This window comes from Rathayibacter sp. AC182 (genome assembly GCF_979253875.1).
Genome location: NZ_CEEDEK010000003.1, coordinates 179,704 through 198,203, shown reverse-complemented (window position 1 = coordinate 198,203; position 18,500 = coordinate 179,704). Strand labels below are relative to the sequence as shown.

Below are 18,500 nucleotides of genomic sequence, written 5' to 3'. Positions count from 1 at the left end.
TGTGTGACGAACCGTGGAGCGGCGGGGCGACGCGGGACGTCCGCGTCCACCACGATCGGTGCCGACTCCCCACGACGACCCGGCCCCGGCCCGACGATCAGGACAGACCATGCGATCCACCCGCACCCTCACCGCCTCCGTGGCGCTCCTCGGAGCCGCCGCGCTCGTGCTCTCCGGCTGCAGCCTCAAGACCGGGGCCGCCGACGACGACTCGGCCGCCGACGCCGCTCCGGCCGCGGCGAGCGCCGCCGTCGACGTGCCGAGCCTCGAGGGGAAGACGATCGGCGTCGCGGCGAAGGACATCGTCCACGACTTCAGCCGCATCGTGTACGAGAGCGTCCAGGACCGGATCGAGGCCCTCGGCGGCGAGGTCGTCGCCACGCAGGCCGAGGCCAAGGACGACAAGCACGTCAGCGACATCGAGAACCTCGTCGCGCAGAAGCCCGACGCCATCATCGTGATCCTCGGGGACGCGACCACCCTCGCCCCGGCGCTGCAGGAGGTCGACGACGCGGGCATCCCGCTGTTCACGATCGACAACGTGTCGCCGCTGTCGATCAACAACGCGACGAGCGACAACTGGCAGATCGGATCGACGCTCGCCCGCACCATCGCCGAGGACATCGGCGGCCAGGGGCAGATCCTCGTCTTCAACGGCTTCCCCGGAGTGGCGCCCTGCCGCATCCGCTACAACGAGCTGGCTCTCGTACTCGAGGACTACCCCGGCATCACGCTGATCCAGCCCGAGCTGCAGGACAAGTACGAGGGCACCATCGAGGACGCGAAGCAGCAGATCACGGATGCCCTCTCCCGCTACCCCGAGGGCGAGATCTCGGCGATCTGGTCGTGCTGGGACACCCCGCAGATCGGCGCCGCCCAGGCCGTGGACGCCGCGGGCCGCGACGAGATCAAGATCTACGGGGTGGACGCCGACCAGGGCGCGCTGGACCTGATCCTGGACCCCGCCTCCTCCTACACCGCCACCGTCGCCCAGCAGACCGAGGCTATCGGCAGCGGCTCGGCCGAGAACGTCGCACGGTTCCTCGGCGGCGAGGAGGACAGCGTCCCCACGACCAGCTACTTCGCCCCCGTCCTGATCACGAAGGAGAACGCGGCGGCCACGATCCAGGAGCTCGGTCTCGGTGGCTGAGCCGCTCCCGTCCGCGCCCGCCCTGTCGATGCGCGGCATCGGCAAGGCGTTCGCGGGAGTGCCGGTCCTGCGCGACGTCGGGCTGGAGCTGGTGGCGGGAGAGATCGTGGCGCTCGTCGGCGAGAACGGCGCGGGCAAGAGCACCCTGATCAAGATCCTGACGGGCCTCTACTCCTCGGACGCGGGATCCGTCGCGATCGACGGCGAGCCCGTCGCGATCGCGAGCCCGCGCGACGCCGAGCGGGCCGGCGTGCAGGTGGTGCACCAGGACCGCCACGTCGCAGGCCGGCTGACCGTCGCCGAGCAGCTCTTCCTCGGCCGGTCGGAGGGGCGCCGAGGCCTCGTCTCGCCGCGCGCCCTGCGTCTGCGGGCCGAGCGCGAGCTGCTCGAGCGCGTCGGACTCGCCCTCCGCGGCGACACCCTCGTCGACGACCTCACCGTGGCCGAGCAGCAGCTCGTGCAGGTGGCGCGGGCCCTCTCCAGCGACCCGCGGGTGCTGGTCCTCGACGAGCCGACCGCTCCGCTGGCCTCGGAGGAGGTCGAGATGCTCTTCTCGGCGCTGCGCCGTCTGGCCGCCCGCGGCACGGCGGTCGTCTACATCTCGCACTACCTGCAGGAGGTGCGCCGCATCGCGTCCCGGGTCGTGGTCCTCCGCAACGGCGCCAACGCCGGCGAGGTCCTCCTGCACGGAGCACCCGGCGAGCTGGACGACGTCGTGCGGCCTCATGATCGGCCGCGACGTCGAGGAGTTCGCCGAGGGACCCGGGCGCGTCGTCGATCAGGACGCCGTCGCCCTGCTCGAGCTCGAGGGGCTCTCGGCGCCCGGACTCGACCCGCTCTCGCTCGCCGTCCGCCCCGGCGAGGTGGTCGGAGTGACGGGACTCGTCGGCTCCGGCGTCGAGATCCTCGCCGACGCGGTCGCCGCAGTCGTGCCGCACGGGGGCCGCGTGCGGGTCGCGGGACGCCGCGTCTCCTCCGCCCGCGCCTTCGTGGCGGCCGGCGGCGCGTACGTGCCGAGCGACCGCCGCCGCGACGGGGTGCTCGTCCGGCTACACGGTGGCCGAGAACCTCTCCCTCGCGGCGCTGGGCGCCGTCTCGCGCCTGGGCTTCGTGTCCGACCGCCGGCGGGAGCGGGCGCTCGCCGCGCAGTGGATCCGGACCCTCGACATCCGCCCCGCCGATCCGGACGCCGTCGTCGGCACCCTGTCGGGCGGCAACCAGCAGAGGATCGCATTTGGCAAGTGGCTCGCCGCGAGCTCCCGCGTCTTCGTGCTCGACTCCCCCACCGCCGGCGTCGACATCGGCGCGCGCACCGCCCTCTACCGGCGGATCGAGGCGCTGGTCGACTCCGGCGCCGCCGTCCTGCTGGTCAGCCTCGACCTCGAGGAGCTCGTGGGGCTCTCGGACCGCGTCGTGGTGCTGCACCGCGGGGCCGTCCGCGCCGAGCTCCCGCGCCGGGACGCGACCGGCGACCGCATCCTCGCCCTCGCCTCCGGCGCCGACGCGCCCGTCCCCCAGGAGTCACGATGACCGCCCTCGCCCCGTCCCGCGTTCCCGTGGGCGCCGCGCCCCGTCGGCGCGGCCTCGGCGCTCTCGCCGTGATCGGCTACCTCGTCGTCGCCGCCGAGATCCTCCTCTTCTCCCTCGCGTCGCCGTCCTTCGCGACACCCGGGAACGCCGCGACGATCCTCCTGCAGGCGGCCGTGCCCGCCATCGCGGGCTTCGGTCTCGCGATCGTCGTCATCACCGGCGGCGACGATGTCGTCACCGGCGGCATCGACCTCTCCTCGGGCCCCGTGGTCGGGCTCTCCGGAGTCGTCGCCGCCGTCGCGCTGCAGTCCGGCTGGACGGCGCCGGCGGCGATCGGGCTGGCGCTCCTCGTCAGCACCGGCTTCGGCGCCGTCAACGGCACGGCCGTGGTGCTCGGCCTCCGCCCCCTGCTCGCCACGCTCGCGACCTCCGGGATCGTCACGAGCACGGTCTTCCTCGCCACCGACAACGTCAAGGTGCCGCTCGAGGATCCGCTCTTCGTGTGGCTGCGCTCCGGATCGGTCCTCGGAGTGCCCGCTCCGGTGTTGGTGCTCGGCGTCACGGCGCTGCTCACCGGCTTCCTGGTCGGACGCACGCCTTGGGGATCCGCAGCTACGCCGTCGGGCAGAACCGCACGGCGGCGAGCGTCGCGGGCGTCCTGTGTGGCGGTACGTCGGCGGCAGCTACGTGATCGCCGGCCTCCTGGCGGGGGTCGCCGGCGTCCTGCTCGCCGCGCGCCTCGCCGCGGCGGTGCCCGGCATCGGCGCGCAGATCCTGCTCGACATCATCCTCACCGCGTTCCTCTCCGTCGTCTTCTCCCGTCGGCTCGTCGTGACGATCGGAGGCACGCTGCTCGCGGCGGTCTTCGTCGCCGCGCTGGGCAACGGCTTCACCCTCCTCGGGGTCGGCAGCCAGTGGGTCGGCGCCATCAAGGGGATCCTGATCCTGCTGGTCCTCGGCCTCGCGGCCGTCCGAGAGCGAGGCACCCGCCGATGAGCACGATCACCGAGACCCTGCGGTCGCACCCGCGGACATCGCTCCGGCGGTCCGGTCCGAGCGGCGGCGCGCTCCTCGCGGTGCGCCTGCTCGCCCCCGGGACGGTCGCCCTGATCCTGCTGGTGTTCGGCACGCTCGCCCCCGGGTACTTGCGCGGCGGGCAACCTGCTGAGCGTCCTCAGCGCCGGCGCGATCCTCCTGATCGCCGCCACGGCCATGACCGTCGTCGTCCGCACGGGCGGCATCGACCTCTCGATCGGAGTGGCGATCGACCTCGCCGCGCTCGGCGCCGCCGGACTCATCGCCGACGGCTACGTGGGCTGGTTCGCCGTCTCGATCGGCCTGGCCTTCGGCGCGCTCGCCGGACTTCGTCAACGCGGTCCTGATCGTCGTGCTGCGCATCCGCGCCTTCCTCGCGACCCTCAGCGTCTGGTTCATCGGCACGAGCGTCGAGCAGCTTCTCGACGGGCGGCGGCGCCCTGGTCTACCTCCGGCGGACGGGGACGCCCGACGACTTCGCGGCGATCGGCAACGCGACACTCGCCGGAGTGCCGGTGCCCGTCATCACTGCCGCTCTGCTGGGAGTCGTGGTCTGGCTGCTGCTGGACCGCACCCGCTGGGGCCGCGTCCTGACCGCGACCGGCGAGCAGCCCACGGCGGCGCGCATCGCCGGCCGCCGCACCTCGCTGGTGCTCGCCTCGGCGTACGTCGTGGCGGCCCTCATCGCCGCGGTCGGCGGGATCGTCCTCGCCTCGCGCAGCTACGGCTTCCGCCCGCGGGCGGGCAGCCCTACGTGCTCGACGCCATCGGAGCCGTCTTCATCGGCGCCACGCTCAGCCGGCTCGGCCGCCCCACGGTCCTCGGCACCGCGGTGGGAGTGCTGATCTTCGGCCTGCTCAACAACGGCATGGTGCTGATCGGGTTGTCCTTCTACTGGCAGGGCCTCCTGCGCGGCGTCGTGCTGCTCGCGCTGCTGCTGGCCACGGCGGCCCTGCGGCGCGAGAGCATCGCTCCGGCGCTGCGCTCGCTCACCGGCGGCGGTCCGCTCCGTCGGAGGCGGTCGCGTCAGTCCGCGGTGGAGTAGACCCGCAGCGCGAGGGCGCACGATCCGCACCGACGCCTCCTCGTAGCCGTCGCGCCTCCCGTCGAAGACCTCGGTCTCGCCGTCGTGGGCCCAGCCAGGGTCCTCCCCGGCGTCCCGGCGCACCGAGATGGTCAGGGCGTCGGTCGAGTACGACTCCACGACCGGCGCGCGCCAGCCGGGGATCCGCCCGACGATCGGAGTCGCCGTGCGGCCCAGCACGAGCGAGACCGCCCCGCGGGTGCGCGGGCGGCGTCCCGCGTGCAGGATGCGCACGTCCAGCTTCCCGTCGTCGAGCCGGCGGCGCGCGAGCGGCGCGGCCGTGCGGGGGTGCTCCTGATTGACGCCCACGAAGTACGACCAGACGAGCTCGCTCCGCCCGTCGCGCCGCAGCTCGAACGGATCCGTGCTGCGCACGACCCGCAGGGCCGCGAGCACGGCGGACACGGGCTTGCCGAGCACCTTCTCGTGCTTCTCCCGCGCGGCCACGAATTCGGGGTAGACGCCGACCGACACCGTGTTGAGCACCGTGATCGGATCGGAGTCGCCCGCCACGACCTCCGCCACGTCGACGTCGCGGCGCTGGCCGTGGGCGGCGGCGTCGAGGGCGTCCTCGATCGTGAGCAGCCCCAGCGCCTTCGCGAAGTGGTTCATCGTGCCGCCGGGCAGCACGAGCAGGGTCATGCCCTCCGCGCGGGTGAGCGCCGCGCCGACCGACATCGTGCCGTCGCCGCCGTAGACGCCGAGCACCTCCGGAGGCGTCCCGCCCGATCGGGCCTCGCGCACGACGTCCGCGAGCTCCTCCCCGTCCGCGAGGCGGTGCACGCGGGCCCGCGGGAAGCGGTCGAGGATCATCGGCTCGGGATCGGGGCGGTGCGAGTCGCGGCCCGCCCCCGGGTTCAGCACCACGAGCAGCGACGCCCCGTCGCCCAGCGGCCGCGTGTCGACCGGGGGCAGCAGCGCGCGCTCCGAGACGGGCACGTGCCGGGGGTCGCCGGCACCAGCACGCGCCCCAGCGTCGCGACGGCCGCGCCGAGCGCCGCACCGCCGAGCACGTCCGACAGCCAGTGGACCCCGACGTGCAGACGCGAGAACGCCACCGCCGCGGCCAGCGGCACGACGGCGGCGCCCACCTTCGGATTCTCCAGGGCGGCGCCGACGGCGAAGGCGGCGGCGCTCGCCGCGTGACCGGAGGGGAACGAGGGCGACGCGGGCACGCGGGCGAGCCTGCGCCCCACGGGCACGTCGACGATCAGCGGCCGCGCGCCGCCGAAGACGCGCTTGCCGATCAGGTTGGCCGCCGCGCTCGCGACGCTCAGCGACAGCACGCCGCGCACGGCCTCCCGGGGACGGCCCGCCGCCAGCAGCACCGCTCCGAGCGCGAACCAGAGCACCCCGTGATCCGCCGCCCGCGACGCGGCGACGAGGGCGCCGTCCACGACGGCCGGAGAGCGTCTCGCATTCAGGCGCCGCGCCGCACGGGCGTCCGCGCGACGCACCGCCCGCGGCACGCCCGTCAGACGCCGGAGCAGGACGAGTGGGGGTCGTGTTCCGCGCAGGGCCATGGCCTCAGCCTAGGAGTCCGGGCCTGACGGAGCGCCGACCGCTCAGACCTCGCCGAAGCCCGATTCGACGAGGTCGCCGAGCCGGCCCACCGCCTCCTCCGCCTGCGGTCCGGTGGCAGAGATCACGACCTCGTCCCCCCGGTCCAGGCCCAGCGACATCACGCCCAGCAGGCTCGTCGCGTCCTTGCCGTTCGCGTCGATCCGCGCGTCGAAGGTGGTCGCGAGCTTCACGAAGTCGGCCGCCGGGCGGGCGTGCAGCCCGTTGGGATTGACGAGCACCACGCTGCGGCGCACGCCAGCCGCGACGGGCGGCTCCTCGGACGCCGGCGCACCGGCACCGCGGGCCGACTCCGCGGCGCGGACGACCTCCTCGAGCGAGGCTCCCGTCTCCGCCGCCACCGCCGCGGCGACCGCGCCCTCGACGAGCGGAGCGTCGACGAGGCGCACGCGCGCCCGCGCGTCGTCGTCGAGGAACTCCAGAGCCGTCTCGGCCGTCATGATCGCCGAGCCGAGATCGCAGAGCACCACCGCGCCCTCGCCCGAGTCCGCCTCGCCGAGGGCGGTCGAGATGCGATCGAAGCTGGTGCCGATCCCCTCCCTCGTCCGTGCCGCCGGCGGCGACCAGTGCCACGGACGGCGCCATCTGCTCCGCCAGCTCCACCAGGCCCTCGGCGAGCCGTGCGCTGTGCGAGACGAGGACCAGCCCGACGCTCACGCTGCCGCCCTCGGCCGCCGCGCGCAGCAGCAGCACGGTCGAGACGCTTCCCGGGTCGCGGTGACCGACGGCCCGCTCCCCAGGTAGCTCGCTCGGCCCTTGCGCGCGACGAGCGGATCGGTGGCCTCGGCTCCGGTCTGCGCGGCCTCGGCTGCAGCGGCGAGGACCTCCGCCGGCGCCGCTCCCCCTGCGACCGCGGTCCCTGCCGCCCTCGACCGCCGGGATCCACGCGTCGACCATCGTCTTGTCGCCGGCCTCCGCCTTGCCCCGCAGCACGATGCCGTCGCGGGCCGCGGTCAGCAGTGCGACGAGGGCCTCGCCGTCGAGCGACTCCTTCCCGGCGACCGCCGCCGACGCCTTGAGGAACGCCGTGCCGAAGAGCGGGCCGGACGCGCCTCCCACCGTCGAGATCAGCGTCGTCGCCACGAGCTTCAGCACCTCGGCCGGAGTCGACCCGCCGCCCGTCGCCTCGAGCTTCGCGACGACGGCCTGGAAGCCGCGGTCCATGTTCTCGCCGTGGTCGCCGTCGCCGATCGCCCGGTCCAGGGTGATGAGCTCCACCCGGTGCTCCGCGATCGACTGCGCCGCCGCCCGCACCCACCGGGTCGCCCACTCGGCGTCGAGCGCCGTCCGTCCGTCCTGCATCGTTCCCTCTCCCGCGACCGCTCCCGCGGCCGTCGTGTCGTCTGCGTCCCGGGCGCCGTGCGCGTCGATTAGCGTCCCCAGCGCAGCGCGGCGGTCTCGACCGGCGCGTCCCAGAGCTCGGTCATCGCCGCATCCAGCTTCAGCACGCTCAGCGAGAAGCCCTGCATCTCGAGCGAGGTGACGTAGTTCCCGACCAGGCTGCGGGTGACCTCGATGCCCTTCTCGGCGAGCACCTCCGCGGCGCGGCGGTAGGCGATGTAGAGCTCGACCAGGGGCGTTCCGCCCATGCCGTTGACGAAGAGCAGCACGCTGTCGCCGGAGGAGAACGGCAGGTCCTCGAGGATCGGGCCGAGGATGCGGTCGACGATCCGGTCCGCCGGCTCGAGGGCGATCTTCTCGCGGCCGGGCTCGCCGTGGATCCCGATGCCGATCTCGATCTCGTCGTCGCCGAGCTCGAAGCTGGGCTCCCCCGCGTGAGGGACGATCGACGGCGAGAGCGCGACGCCCATCGAGCGGACGTTCGCGTTCACCGCCTCGGCGATCGCGGCGACCGCGTCGAGGGAGTCGCCGCGCTCGGCGGCCGCTCCCACGATCTTCTCGACGAGCACCGTCCCCGCCACCCCGCGGCGCCCTGCCGTGTAGAGCGAGTCCTTGACCGCGACGTCGTCGTCGATGACGACGGAGCGGACCTCGATGCCCTCGGCCTCGGCGAGATCGGCGGCGGTCTCGAAGTTGAGCACGTCCCCCGTGTAGTTCTTCACGAGGTGGAGCACACCCGCTCCGCCGTCGACGGCCTGCGTGGCCGCGACGATCGGATCCGGGGTGGGCGAGGTGAACACCGGCCCCGGCACCGCCGCGTCCAGCATCCCGTGACCGACGAAACCGGCGTGCAGCGGCTCGTGGCCGCTCCCTCCACCGCTGACGATCCCGACCTTGCCCGAGCGCGGTGCGTCGACGCGCACGACGAACAGCGGGTCCGTCTCGACCCGGACGAGATCGGCGTGCGCGAGGCCGAAACCGGCCACGGACTCCGCGACGACGTTCTTGGGGTCGTTGATGAGCTTCTTCATCGAGGTCTCCTCCAGGGTCCGACCACCGCTCGACGTCCGGGGCGATCCGGCTCGGGGTGGATCACGGCCCGCTCCGTCGCGGACAGCACTGCCACGTTACGCCCTGGCACCGCGGAGGCGCAGGCTCCTCGACGCGGGTCGGGGACGCTCAGTCCTCCCGCTGCGTCTCGGCGACCCACGCGTCGAGCTTCGCCGCGGCCGCTCCGGAGTCGACGGCCTCGGCCGCTCGCTCCATCGCGGAGCGGAAGCGCTCCAGGATCGCGGTCTGGATGAGGGACGGGTCGCGGGCCAGGTCGTAGGCGATGAGCCCCGCGGCCGCGTTGAGCAGCACGATGTCCCGGACGGGTCCGCCGTCCCCCGCCAGGACCGAGCGCACCACCTGCGCGTTGTACGCGGCGTCCTTGCCGCGGAGCTGGTCGATGCTCGCCCGGCGCAGCCCGAGGTCGCGGGGGTCGAGGTCGTGCTCGACGACCAGGCCGCGCGACACCTCCCAGATGTGGCTGTGGCCCGTGGTCGTCAGCTCGTCGAGCCCGTCGTCGCCGCGGAAGACGAGCGCCGTCGCGCCGCGGGTCCGGAACACGCCGACGAACAGCGGCACGCGATCCAGGTGGGCGACCCCCACCGCCGAGGCCTCGGGACGCGCCGGGTTGCACAGCGGGCCGAGGAAGTTGAAGACGGTCGGCACTCCGAGCTCGGCCCGCACCGCCCCCGCGTGGCGGAAGCCGGGGTGGAACATCGCGGCGAAGACGAAGGCGATGCCGGTGCGCCGGAACACCTCGGCGACGCGCTCGGGCGGCAGCGTCAGATCCACGCCCAGCGCGGCCAGGACGTCCGAGGACCCGGACGAGGAGGACGCGGCCTTGTTGCCGTGCTTGATCACGGGAGTGCCCGCCGCCGCGGCGATGATCGACGCGGTGGAGGAGATGTTCACGGTGCCGAAGCGGTCGCCGCCCGTCCCGACGATGTCCAGCGCCATCGGATCCACGTCCAGGGGCACCGCGTGCTCGAGGATCGCGTCGCGGAAGCCCACGATCTCGTCGACGGTCTCGCCCTTCGCCCGCAGCGCGATCAGCAGCCCGGCGAGCTGCGCCGGGGTCGCCTCGCCCTGCATCACCCGCTCCATCGCCCACGTCGCCTCCGAGACGCTCAGATCGGAGGAGTCGAGCAGAGAGCTGAGAAGACGCGGCCAGGACAGGGTTTCCGACATGGCACTCAGATTATCCGGGTAGGAACGCCGTACGGGAAGTGCGAATCACCCCTCCGGCCATCGTCCATAATGGTCTGTGTGACGAGCAGCACTCTTACCCCCACGGCCACCGCGCCCGTAGTGAACCGACCCAACCCGGTCGCGGTCGGAACGATCGTCTGGCTGGGCAGCGAGGTCATGTTCTTCGCGGGCCTGTTCGCGATCTACTTCACCCTGCGCAGCACCTCCCCGGAGCTGTGGGAGGCCGAGACGAGCATCCTCAACGTGCCGTTCGCGAGCGTCAACACGGTGATCCTGGTCGCCTCCTCGTTCACGTGCCAGTTCGGCGTGTTCGCGGCCGAGCGACCTGCAGGCGCGCTCCACCGGGCTCAGCCCGTTCAAGTGGGGCATGGTCGAGTGGTTCTTCCTCACCTACGCCCTCGGCGCGATCTTCGTCTGCGGCCAGGTCTTCGAGTACGCGACCCTCGTCTCCGAGGGCGTCAGCCTCGAGCAACGCCTACGGCTCCGCGTTCTACCTGACCACCGGCTTCCACGCCCTGCACGTCACCGGCGGGCTCATCGCCTTCCTCCTCGTCATCGGCCGCGCGTTCGCGGTCAAGAACTTCGGTCACAAGGAGGCGACGAGCGCCATCGTCGTCTCGTACTACTGGCACTTCGTCGACGTCGTCTGGGTCGGCCTCTTCGTGGTCATCTACTTCCTGAAGTGATGCGTGCCGCTCCGATGAACTCCTCCACCCCCGACCCCCGCAGGAAGGTTGCCTCGATGGCCTCCCCGAAGACGAAGAGCCGTGCCAAGAAGGGTCGCCGTCACCCTCTCGCCACGCTGGCCCTGATCGCCATCGGCCTCGGTCTCACCGGCGGCACCTACGCGGCCGTCGGAGTCGCCACCTCGGCCTCCGCCGAGACCTCGGCGAACAGCCAGCAGACGATCGACGAGGGCTCGAAGCTCTTCGCCGCGAACTGCGCCACCTGCCACGGCCTCGACGCCGCCGGCACCGACAACGCTCCGTCGCTCATCGGCGTCGGAGCCGCCTCCGTCGACTTCCAGGTCGGCACCGGCCGCATGCCGATGCAGATGCACGGCCCGCAGGCGCTCGAGAAGCCTGTCCAGTTCACCGACGAGCAAGTCGCCGAGCTGGCCGCGTACGTCGCGTCCCTCGCTCCCGGACCCGCCATCCCGACCGGCGAGGTCCTCGACGGCCAGGGCGACACCGCCAACGGCGCCGAGCTCTTCCGCATCAACTGCGCCATGTGCCACAACGTCGCCGGAGCCGGCGGTGCGCTGACCGAGGGCAAGTTCGCTCCCCGCTCGGCGGCGTCACCGAGGCGCACATCTACGAGGCGATGGTCACCGGCCCGCAGAACATGCCGGTCTTCAACGACCTGAACATCTCGCCCGAGGACAAGCGCGACATCATCTCGTACCTCAAGTACCTCGAGGCGAACCCGTCCCCGGGCGGATTCGCGCTCGGCTCCCTCGGGCCGGTCGCGGAGGGCCTCTTCCTCTGGATCTTCGGCCTCGGCGCGATCGTCGCGCTCACGGTGTGGATCACCGCCCGCTCGAACTAGTAGACATCAGCGCCCTGACGGGCGTGACAACCCCCACGGCCCCGTACGGAGCCGATAGGCGTGAAAAGGAGAACCATGGCAGAGCACGATGAGGGTGGCACGGACCTCGCCACCTCGTCGGCCACCGGGCACGGTTCGGCTCCGGCCGGCACCGCGGTCGTCACGCGGGGCCGGGTCCAGGACCCGGGCCTCCCGCCGCACCGCCCCCGGATGACCGATCTCGACCCCAAGGTCGAGAAGCGTGCCGAGCGCACGGTGTACACGCTCTTCTACCTCTCCTTCGCGGGATCCCTGTTCGCGGTCGCCGCGTACATGGCCTTCCCCATCACGGAGGAGATCGAGTCCGTCCGCCTGAACACGCTGTTCATCGGACTGGGCATGTCCCTCGCCCTCCTCGCGATCGGCATCGCGGCTGTCCACTGGGGCAAGCAGCTGATGTCGGACCACGAGGGCATCGACATCCGCCACCCGGTCCGCTCCTCCGAGGACACCCGCGCGCGTGCGCTCGAGATCTTCGACCAGTCCGACAAGGAGTCCGGCTTCGGTCGGCGCTCGGTCATCCGCAACAGCCTGATCGCGTCGCTCGTCGTGTTCCCGCTGCCCGCGGTCATCCTGTTCCGCGGCCTCGGCCCGCAGGACCAGAACCCCGTCGCACTCCTCAAGACCACCATGTGGAAGGAGGGCACCCGGCTCACGCTGGACCCCTCCGGTGCCCCGATCCTCGCGTCGGACGTCACCCTGGGCTCCGCCTTCCACGTGATCCCCGAAGGCCTCGACCAGGTCGAGGGCAAGCTCGAGGAGAAGGCCAAGGCCTCCGTCCTCCTGATGCGCCTGAAGCCCGAGGACCTCGTCGTCAGTGAGGGTCGCGAGACCTGGAACTACGACGGAATCGTCGCCTATTCGAAGATCTGCACGCACGTCGGCTGCCCTGTGGCGCTGTACGAGCAGCAGACCCACCACCTGCTGTGCCCGTGCCACCAGTCGCAGTTCGACATCAAGCACGAGGCTGCCGTCATCTTCGGCCCGGCGAAGCGCCCGCTTCCGCAGCTGCCCATCACCATCGACGACGAGGGCTACCTGGTCGCGCAGAGCGACTTCACGGAGCCCGTCGGACCGTCCTTCTGGGAGCGATGACTCACATGTCCACCACCACACCGTCACGACCTCGCGTCGTCGCCCCAGGGCGACGGCAACGGCGTCATCCTCGGCAGCGGCAAGCTTCAGAAGGGCTACGTCGGAGCCGCATCGAACTACATCGACGAGCGCACGAGCATCTCGGCCGTCGTCAAGGAGTTCGGCCGCAAGATCTTCCCCGACCACTGGTCCTTCCTCCTCGGCGAGGTCGCGCTCTACAGCTTCGTCATCATCCTGCTGTCGGGCACCTTCCTCACGTTCTTCTTCCAGGCCTCCATGGTCGAGACGCACTATGAGGGCAGCTACCTGCCGATGAAGGGCATCGAGATGTCCGCGGCGATGGCCTCGTCGCTCGACATCTCGTTCGACATCCGCGGCGGCCTGCTGATGCGCCAGATCCACCACTGGGCGGCACTGCTGTTCGTGGCCTCGATCGGCCTGCACATGCTCCGCATCTTCTTCACCGGTGCGTTCCGCAAGCCGCGCGAGCTCAACTGGGTCATCGGCTTCGTCCTCTTCATCCTCGCGATGGCCGAGGGCTTCACCGGTTACTCGCTCCCCGACGACCTGCTCTCGGGCAACGGCCTCCGCATCATCGACGGCATGGTCAAGGGCATCCCGATCGTGGGCACCTGGATCTCGTTCCTGCTCTTCGGCGGCGAGTTCCCGGGCACCGACATCGTCGGCCGCCTGTACACCCTGCACATCCTGCTCCTGCCGGCGCTGGTGCTCGCGTTCATCGCGCTGCACCTCGTGTTCGTGGTCGTCCACAAGCACACCCAGTTCCCCGGTGCGGGCAAGACCGAGCAGAACGTCGTCGGCTACCCGGTCCTCCCGGTGTACGCCGCCAAGGCCGGTGGGTTCTTCTTCATCGTCTTCGGTGTCGTCGTCCTCATCGCGTCGCTGTTCACGATCAACCCGATCTGGAACTACGGCCCCTACGACCCCTCGCCCGTGTCCGCAGGCACCCAGCCCGACTGGTACATCGGCTTCGCGGACGGCGCGCTGCGCCTCGTTCCGCCGGGACTCGAGTGGGCCATCCCGGGCATCGGCACGCTGTCGTTCAACATCCTCATCCCGCTCGTCGGCCTGGGTCTGTTCATCGTCGCGGTCATGCTGTACCCGTTCCTCGAGGCCTGGATCACCGGTGACAAGCGCGAGCACCACCTGCTCGACCGCCCGCGCAACGCCGCCACCCGCACCGCGATCGGCGCCGCCGGAGTCACGTTCTACGCCGTCCTCTGGGCCGCGGCGTCCTCCGACATCATCGCCACGCACTTCCACCTCACGATGGAAGGCGTCATCCACGCCCTGCAGTTCAGCCTGATCGCCGGCCCCTTCATCGCGTACTTCATCACGAAGCGCATCTGCCTCGCCCTGCAGAAGAAGGACCGCGAGATCGCTCTGCACGGCTTCGAGTCCGGCCGCATCGTCCGCCTCCCCGGCGGTGAGTTCATCGAGGTGCACCAGCAGCTCGACGAGTACGAGCGCTGGAAGCTGGTCAGCCAGGACGAGTACGAGCCGCTGATGATCCGCCCGGACTCGCGTGGTCGCATCACCGCCCCGCAGCGCGTCCGTGCCGGCCTCTCCCGCTGGTTCTTCGAGGACCGCATCACCCCGTCACCCAGAAGGAGCTCGAGAGCTCGCACAGCGAGCACTGACCTCCTTCCCGAAGGGCCCGGACGATCCGTCGTCCGGGCCCTTCGTCGTCCCCGGGCTGGTCCTCCGCGCTCACCGCTGCCTGGTCACGATCGACCCCAGAACGAGCGGCGCATCCTCCTCGTCACGGCGCCGGTTCCGTCCTGCGAGGACGCGACGGGTTCGTGAGGAGGACCGCGGCCCCGTTCTCACGTCGTCGGGCCGCGCCGAGGCGGCAGCGGCGGCCGAGCGCCCCGCGTGTCGACGATGTCGACGTCGGCGCAGTCGACGCGCAGCTCGAGGTCGGAGTGCGCGACGGGAGGAGGAACGGGCTGCGCAGTTCGGGCCCCTCGCCCCCTCGCATCTCCCCCGGCGCCTTCCCGTGCGACCCGTCACCGAAGACGGTCATGCACTGGAACGAGTGCAGCTTCGCTGCAGCTACTCCGGATCCTCGCGGTCACGAACCGGCTGGTCCTGCCACGACACCTCCGACAGGCACGAGCGGAGAGTCCGGCTCACGTGAAGACCCATCAGATCAGCGACGTCGCCCTCGCGCCGGAGCGGGTTCCGAGCCGCCCTGCCGCCGGCCGACAGCAGGGTCGTGCTCGTCCGAGCCGTTCGCAGCGAGAACGGGGAAACGCGCGAGAGATCGACGTCGGAGCCTTGGTCGCGGCCGTCGAGCGAAGTCAGGGCCGGGACGACGAGTCTGCTCAGGAAGGCAGGCGCTGAGTCGAGCTCTCCCGACTCCGGGTCCTGCATTTCCGATCCGGTCCGGGGCTTCGAGGACGCCGCCGTCAAGTGCAACGGATCGCCCCGCTTCGTATCGGGCCCTCGAAGGCAACTGAAGCCTGTCGGACGTCCCTTCGCCCCACCCGACCGCACCCGCACACGGCGGCCGTCGAGGCGCCACAGGAGCCGTTCCTCGGGCTGTGGCCCCCTGCGTCCGGGGCCGCCCCTCCCCGTCGTGCTGCGACCGACAGCCCGCGCTCGTACGCAGTGGTGATCGCACGCCGCAGGCCGCCCTGGAACGCGCGCAGACGACGCTCAGCGCAGCAGAGGGCCGGGTGCCGTGGGCTGTCGCCCACCGCACCCGGCCCTCTGCCGGAGTCCTCCGCCTAGCGCGCGAAGTATCCGCGGTAGTACTCGTACACCCAGCCCGTGATCGAGATCAGGAAGATCCCGGCCGCGATGTAGGTGATCCAGATGCCGACGGCGAGGCCGAGGAAGGCGAGCGCCGCAGCGCCGGCCAGGATCAACGGCCACCAGCTCCAGGGGCTGAAGAAGCCCAGCTCGGGGTCCCCGTCGTCGATGTCGGCGTCGAGGCGGTCCTCGAGCAGCTCGGCGCCCTGCGCCTTGTGCACCCGGCCGACGTAGAACGCGATGAACGCGCCCAGCACGGCCGAGAGGAAGATGCCGACGGTGCCGACCCACTCCACCTGCTCGGTGTCGATGAGGGACCACGTCGTGTAGGCGACGCCCGCGAGGAGGAAGAAGCCGGCCAGGAGCCAGAACAGATTGACGTTGGCGCGCATGGCCCTACTTCACCGTGCCTTCGGACTTGTCGTATGTGGGGGCGTCCGGAGCGTCCTTCGCCGGACCGATTCCGACGGGGATGCCGGCCTCGGGGTGGTTCAGGTCGAAGGCCGGAGCCTCGCTGCGGATGCGCGGGATGGACGTGAAGTTGTGACGGGGCGGCGGGCAGGAGGTCGCCCACTCGAGTGACCGCGAGAAGCCCCACGGGTCGTTCACGGTGACCTTCGGCGCCTTGCGAGCCGTGATGTACACGTTGAGGAAGAACGGGATCAGCGAGACCGCGAGGATCATCGCTCCGACCGTCGACAACTGGTTCATCCAGGTGAAGCCGTCCTCGGGGAGGTAGCTCGCGTAGCGGCGGGGCATGCCCACGACGCCGAGCCAGTGCTGGATGAGGAAGGTGGTGTGGAAGCCGATGAACAGCAGCCAGAAGTGCCACTTGCCCAGCGTCTCGTTGAGCATCTTGCCGGTCCACTTGGGCCACCAGAAGTAGAAGCCCGAGAACATCGCGAAGACGACGGTGCCGAACACCACGTAGTGGAAGTGCGCCACGACGAAGTACGAGTCCGAGACGTGGAAGTCGAGCGGAGGCGAGGCCAGGATGACGCCCGTGAGCCCGCCGAAGGTGAAGGTGATCAGGAAGCCGATCGCCCAGATCATCAGGGTCTCGAAGGTGACCGACCCGCGCCACATGGTGCCGATCCAGTTGAAGATCTTCACGCCGGTCGGAACCGCGATGAGCATCGTCATCAGCGAGAAGAACGGCAGCAGGACGGAGCCGGTGACGTACATGTGGTGCGCCCATACGGTCACGGACAGCGCTGCGATCGCGATGGTCGCGTAGATCAGCGTCTTGTAGCCGAAGATCGGCTTGCGGCTGAACACCGGGAAGACCTCGGAGACGATGCCGAAGAACGGCAGCGCGATGATGTACACCTCGGGGTGGCCGAAGAACCAGAAGAGGTGCTGCCAGAGCAGGACGCCGCCGTTGGCCGCGTCGTAGATGTGCGCGTCGAACACGCGGTCGGCGCCGAGCGCGAACATGGCCGCGGCGAGGACAGGGAAGGCCAGCAGCACGAGGATCGACGTCACGAGGATGTTCCACGTGAAGATCGGCATGCGGAACATGGTCATGCCCGGTGCGCGCATCGTGATGATCGTCGTGATGAAGTTCACCGCGCCGAGGATCGTGCCGAAGCCGGAGAGGCCGAGTCCGAAGACCCACAGATTGCCGCCGAGCCCTGGCGAGAACGTCGTGCTCGAGAGTGGCGCGTAGGCGAACCATCCGAACGACGCGGCGCCCTGGGGGGTGACGAAGCCGGCGACGGCGATCAGCGAGCCGAAGCTGTAGAGCCAGTAGGCGAACGCGTTGAGCCGCGGGAACGCGACGTCGGGTGCGCCGATCTGCAGCGGCATGAGGACGTTGGCGAAGCCGGCGAAGAGCGGCGTCGCGAACATCAGCAGCATGATCGTGCCGTGCATCGTGAAGAGCTGGTTGTACTGCTCGCGCGTCTCGACGACGGCCAGACCCGGCTCGAACAGCTGGGCGCGGATGACGAGGGCCATCACTCCCGCGATGCAGAAGTAGATGAACGAGGTGATCAGGTACATGTACCCGATGACCTTGTGGTCGGTGGACGTCATCCAGCGAACGAGGACGTTCGCCTTGCGCTCGACGGGGGTGTTCCGAAGGTGCGGGACGACGGGGCGGGTGCGGTGGCGGTGCTCATGCTCCCTACTCCTCGTTCTCGGTGCGGACCGGCGCACCGGTTCCGGGAAGGTTGCTGTTGCGGTCGTACTCGGCGCCCAGCTGGCCGGTCTGGCCCGCGTCGCGGAGCGACTGGATGTAGTCGTCGTAGGTGTCGCGATCAACGACCTCGACGTTGAAGAGCATCGCGGAGTGGTACTCGCCGCAGAGCTCGGCGCACTTGCCGGCGTACGTGCCCTCCTTGAGCGGCGTGACGTACATGTAGTTCGTCTTGCCGGGGATCATGTCCTTCTTGTAGAGGAAGTCCACGACCCAGAACGAGTGGATCACGTCGCGCGCGTCGAGCTGGATCTTGATCTTCTCGCCCACGGGCAGGTACAGCGTCGGCACCTCGGACTCGACGAGCGAGCCGTTCGCGTCGCCGTCGGCACCCTCGTACTGGCCCTGGATGCCCGCCGAGTAGACGTCCTCGTCGACGTAGTTGAAGTCCCACGCCCACTGCTTGCCGTAGACCTGGATGGTCTCGTCGGGGTTCTCGTAGGGCTCCTCGATCGCGGCCTGGTCGCGCGCCGTGAAGGCGAAGAAGCCGATCACCAGGATCAGCGGCACGATCGTGTAGAAGATCTCGATCGGCATGTTGTAGCGCAGCTGCACCGGGAGGCCCGTCTGGCCCTTGCGGCGGCGGTACACGACGACGGCCCAGATCCGTGAGCCCCCACGTGACGACGCCGACGGCGAGGAGGACGATCCAGGAGGTGACCCAGGTCCGATGACCCGGTCGACGTGGTTCGTCGTCCCGGGTTCGGTGGGGAGCCAGCCTTGGAGCTGCTCCTGCGTGCAGCCCGCGAGAACGAGGGCGAGGGCTCCTGCAACGGGTGCAGCGACCCATCTGCGGATTCGGCGATTGAAGCGCACCGGTGACCTTTCGGAAGACTGGGGACCAGTTCACACGAAACTGT

General features: G+C 70.7%; 13 protein-coding genes and 6 pseudogenes. 10 read left to right on the top strand and 9 right to left on the bottom strand.

The window, feature by feature from the left end:
- Positions 1-109 precede the first annotated feature (109 nt).
- From AC0CII_RS03920 to AC0CII_RS03895, 6 genes and pseudogenes are all read left to right on the top strand, one after another.
- Positions 110-1,150: a sugar ABC transporter substrate-binding protein gene (locus AC0CII_RS03920; RefSeq protein ID WP_465225947.1), complete on the top strand. Its 1,041-nt coding sequence runs from the start codon at positions 110-112 to the stop codon at positions 1,148-1,150.
- Positions 1,151-1,178: 28 nt separating this feature from the next.
- Positions 1,179-1,658, top strand: a pseudogene (locus AC0CII_RS03915) (ATP-binding cassette domain-containing protein); the annotation flags it as partial.
- A 548-nt stretch (positions 1,659-2,206) separates the two neighbouring features.
- Positions 2,207-2,680 (top strand): ATP-binding cassette domain-containing protein, encoded by a 474-nt coding sequence (locus AC0CII_RS03910; RefSeq protein ID WP_465229034.1) that lies wholly within the window; start codon positions 2,207-2,209, stop codon positions 2,678-2,680.
- A gap of 687 nt (positions 2,681-3,367) precedes the next feature.
- Complete coding sequence (locus AC0CII_RS03905) at positions 3,368-3,676, top strand: hypothetical protein (RefSeq protein ID WP_465228720.1); 309 nt, start codon at positions 3,368-3,370, stop codon at positions 3,674-3,676.
- 216 nt (positions 3,677-3,892) lie between these two features.
- A complete protein-coding gene (locus AC0CII_RS03900; protein ID WP_465229100.1) occupies positions 3,893-4,309 on the top strand; it encodes a hypothetical protein in 417 nt (138 codons plus the stop codon).
- Entirely contained in the window at positions 4,225-4,560 is a 336-nt protein-coding gene (locus AC0CII_RS03895) for an ABC transporter permease subunit (protein WP_465228719.1), read from the top strand. The genes AC0CII_RS03900 and AC0CII_RS03895 overlap by 85 nt, the downstream gene beginning before the upstream one ends.
- An 812-nt stretch (positions 4,561-5,372) precedes the next feature.
- On the opposite strand, the pseudogene AC0CII_RS03890 reads toward AC0CII_RS03895, so the two are convergent.
- From AC0CII_RS03890 to trpD, 6 genes and pseudogenes are all read right to left on the bottom strand, one after another.
- A pseudogene (locus AC0CII_RS03890) lies at positions 5,373-5,612 on the bottom strand (diacylglycerol kinase family protein); the annotation flags it as partial.
- 44 nt (positions 5,613-5,656) lie between these two features.
- Positions 5,657-6,196 (bottom strand): phosphatase PAP2 family protein, encoded by a 540-nt coding sequence (locus AC0CII_RS03885; protein WP_465228718.1) that lies wholly within the window; start codon positions 6,194-6,196, stop codon positions 5,657-5,659.
- Between the two features lie 168 nt (positions 6,197-6,364).
- Complete coding sequence (locus tag AC0CII_RS03880) at positions 6,365-6,892, bottom strand: HPr family phosphocarrier protein (RefSeq protein ID WP_465229033.1); 528 nt, start codon at positions 6,890-6,892, stop codon at positions 6,365-6,367.
- A 79-nt stretch (positions 6,893-6,971) separates the two neighbouring features.
- Positions 6,972-7,682, bottom strand: a pseudogene (gene dhaL, locus AC0CII_RS03875) (dihydroxyacetone kinase subunit DhaL); the annotation flags it as partial.
- A 68-nt stretch (positions 7,683-7,750) separates the two neighbouring features.
- Positions 7,751-8,752 carry a dihydroxyacetone kinase subunit DhaK gene (gene dhaK, locus AC0CII_RS03870; RefSeq protein WP_465225953.1) on the bottom strand — a complete coding sequence of 334 codons (1,002 nt, stop codon included), beginning with the start codon at positions 8,750-8,752 and terminating at the stop codon, positions 7,751-7,753.
- A gap of 148 nt (positions 8,753-8,900) precedes the next feature.
- The gene (trpD, locus tag AC0CII_RS03865; protein ID WP_465225954.1) at positions 8,901-9,959 is read right to left on the bottom strand and encodes an anthranilate phosphoribosyltransferase; all 1,059 of its coding nucleotides are present in this window, start codon (positions 9,957-9,959) and stop codon (positions 8,901-8,903) included.
- A 69-nt stretch (positions 9,960-10,028) separates the two neighbouring features.
- Between trpD and ctaE the strand changes: the two are divergent.
- The 4 genes and pseudogenes from ctaE to qcrB all read left to right on the top strand — a co-directional run bounded on the left by ctaE (position 10,029) and on the right by qcrB (position 14,489).
- A pseudogene (gene ctaE / locus AC0CII_RS03860) lies at positions 10,029-10,666 on the top strand (aa3-type cytochrome oxidase subunit III).
- 56 nt (positions 10,667-10,722) lie between these two features.
- Positions 10,723-11,528, top strand: a pseudogene (qcrC, locus tag AC0CII_RS03855) (cytochrome bc1 complex diheme cytochrome c subunit).
- 75 nt (positions 11,529-11,603) lie between these two features.
- The gene (qcrA, locus tag AC0CII_RS03850; protein ID WP_207405026.1) at positions 11,604-12,662 is read left to right on the top strand and encodes a cytochrome bc1 complex Rieske iron-sulfur subunit; all 1,059 of its coding nucleotides are present in this window, start codon (positions 11,604-11,606) and stop codon (positions 12,660-12,662) included.
- Positions 12,663-12,728: 66 nt separating this feature from the next.
- Complete coding sequence (qcrB, locus tag AC0CII_RS03845) at positions 12,729-14,489, top strand: cytochrome bc1 complex cytochrome b subunit (protein ID WP_465229032.1); 1,761 nt, start codon at positions 12,729-12,731, stop codon at positions 14,487-14,489.
- Between the two features lie 926 nt (positions 14,490-15,415).
- Here qcrB and ctaF read toward each other — a convergent pair.
- The 3 genes and pseudogenes from ctaF to ctaC all read right to left on the bottom strand — a co-directional run bounded on the left by ctaF (position 15,416) and on the right by ctaC (position 18,456).
- Positions 15,416-15,832 (bottom strand): aa3-type cytochrome oxidase subunit IV, encoded by a 417-nt coding sequence (ctaF, locus tag AC0CII_RS03840; protein ID WP_465228717.1) that lies wholly within the window; start codon positions 15,830-15,832, stop codon positions 15,416-15,418.
- 4 nt (positions 15,833-15,836) lie between these two features.
- Entirely contained in the window at positions 15,837-17,477 is a 1,641-nt protein-coding gene (gene ctaD / locus AC0CII_RS03835) for an aa3-type cytochrome oxidase subunit I (RefSeq protein WP_465228716.1), read from the bottom strand.
- A 91-nt stretch (positions 17,478-17,568) separates the two neighbouring features.
- A pseudogene (gene ctaC, locus AC0CII_RS03830) lies at positions 17,569-18,456 on the bottom strand (aa3-type cytochrome oxidase subunit II).
- Positions 18,457-18,500: the final 44 nt, after the last annotated feature.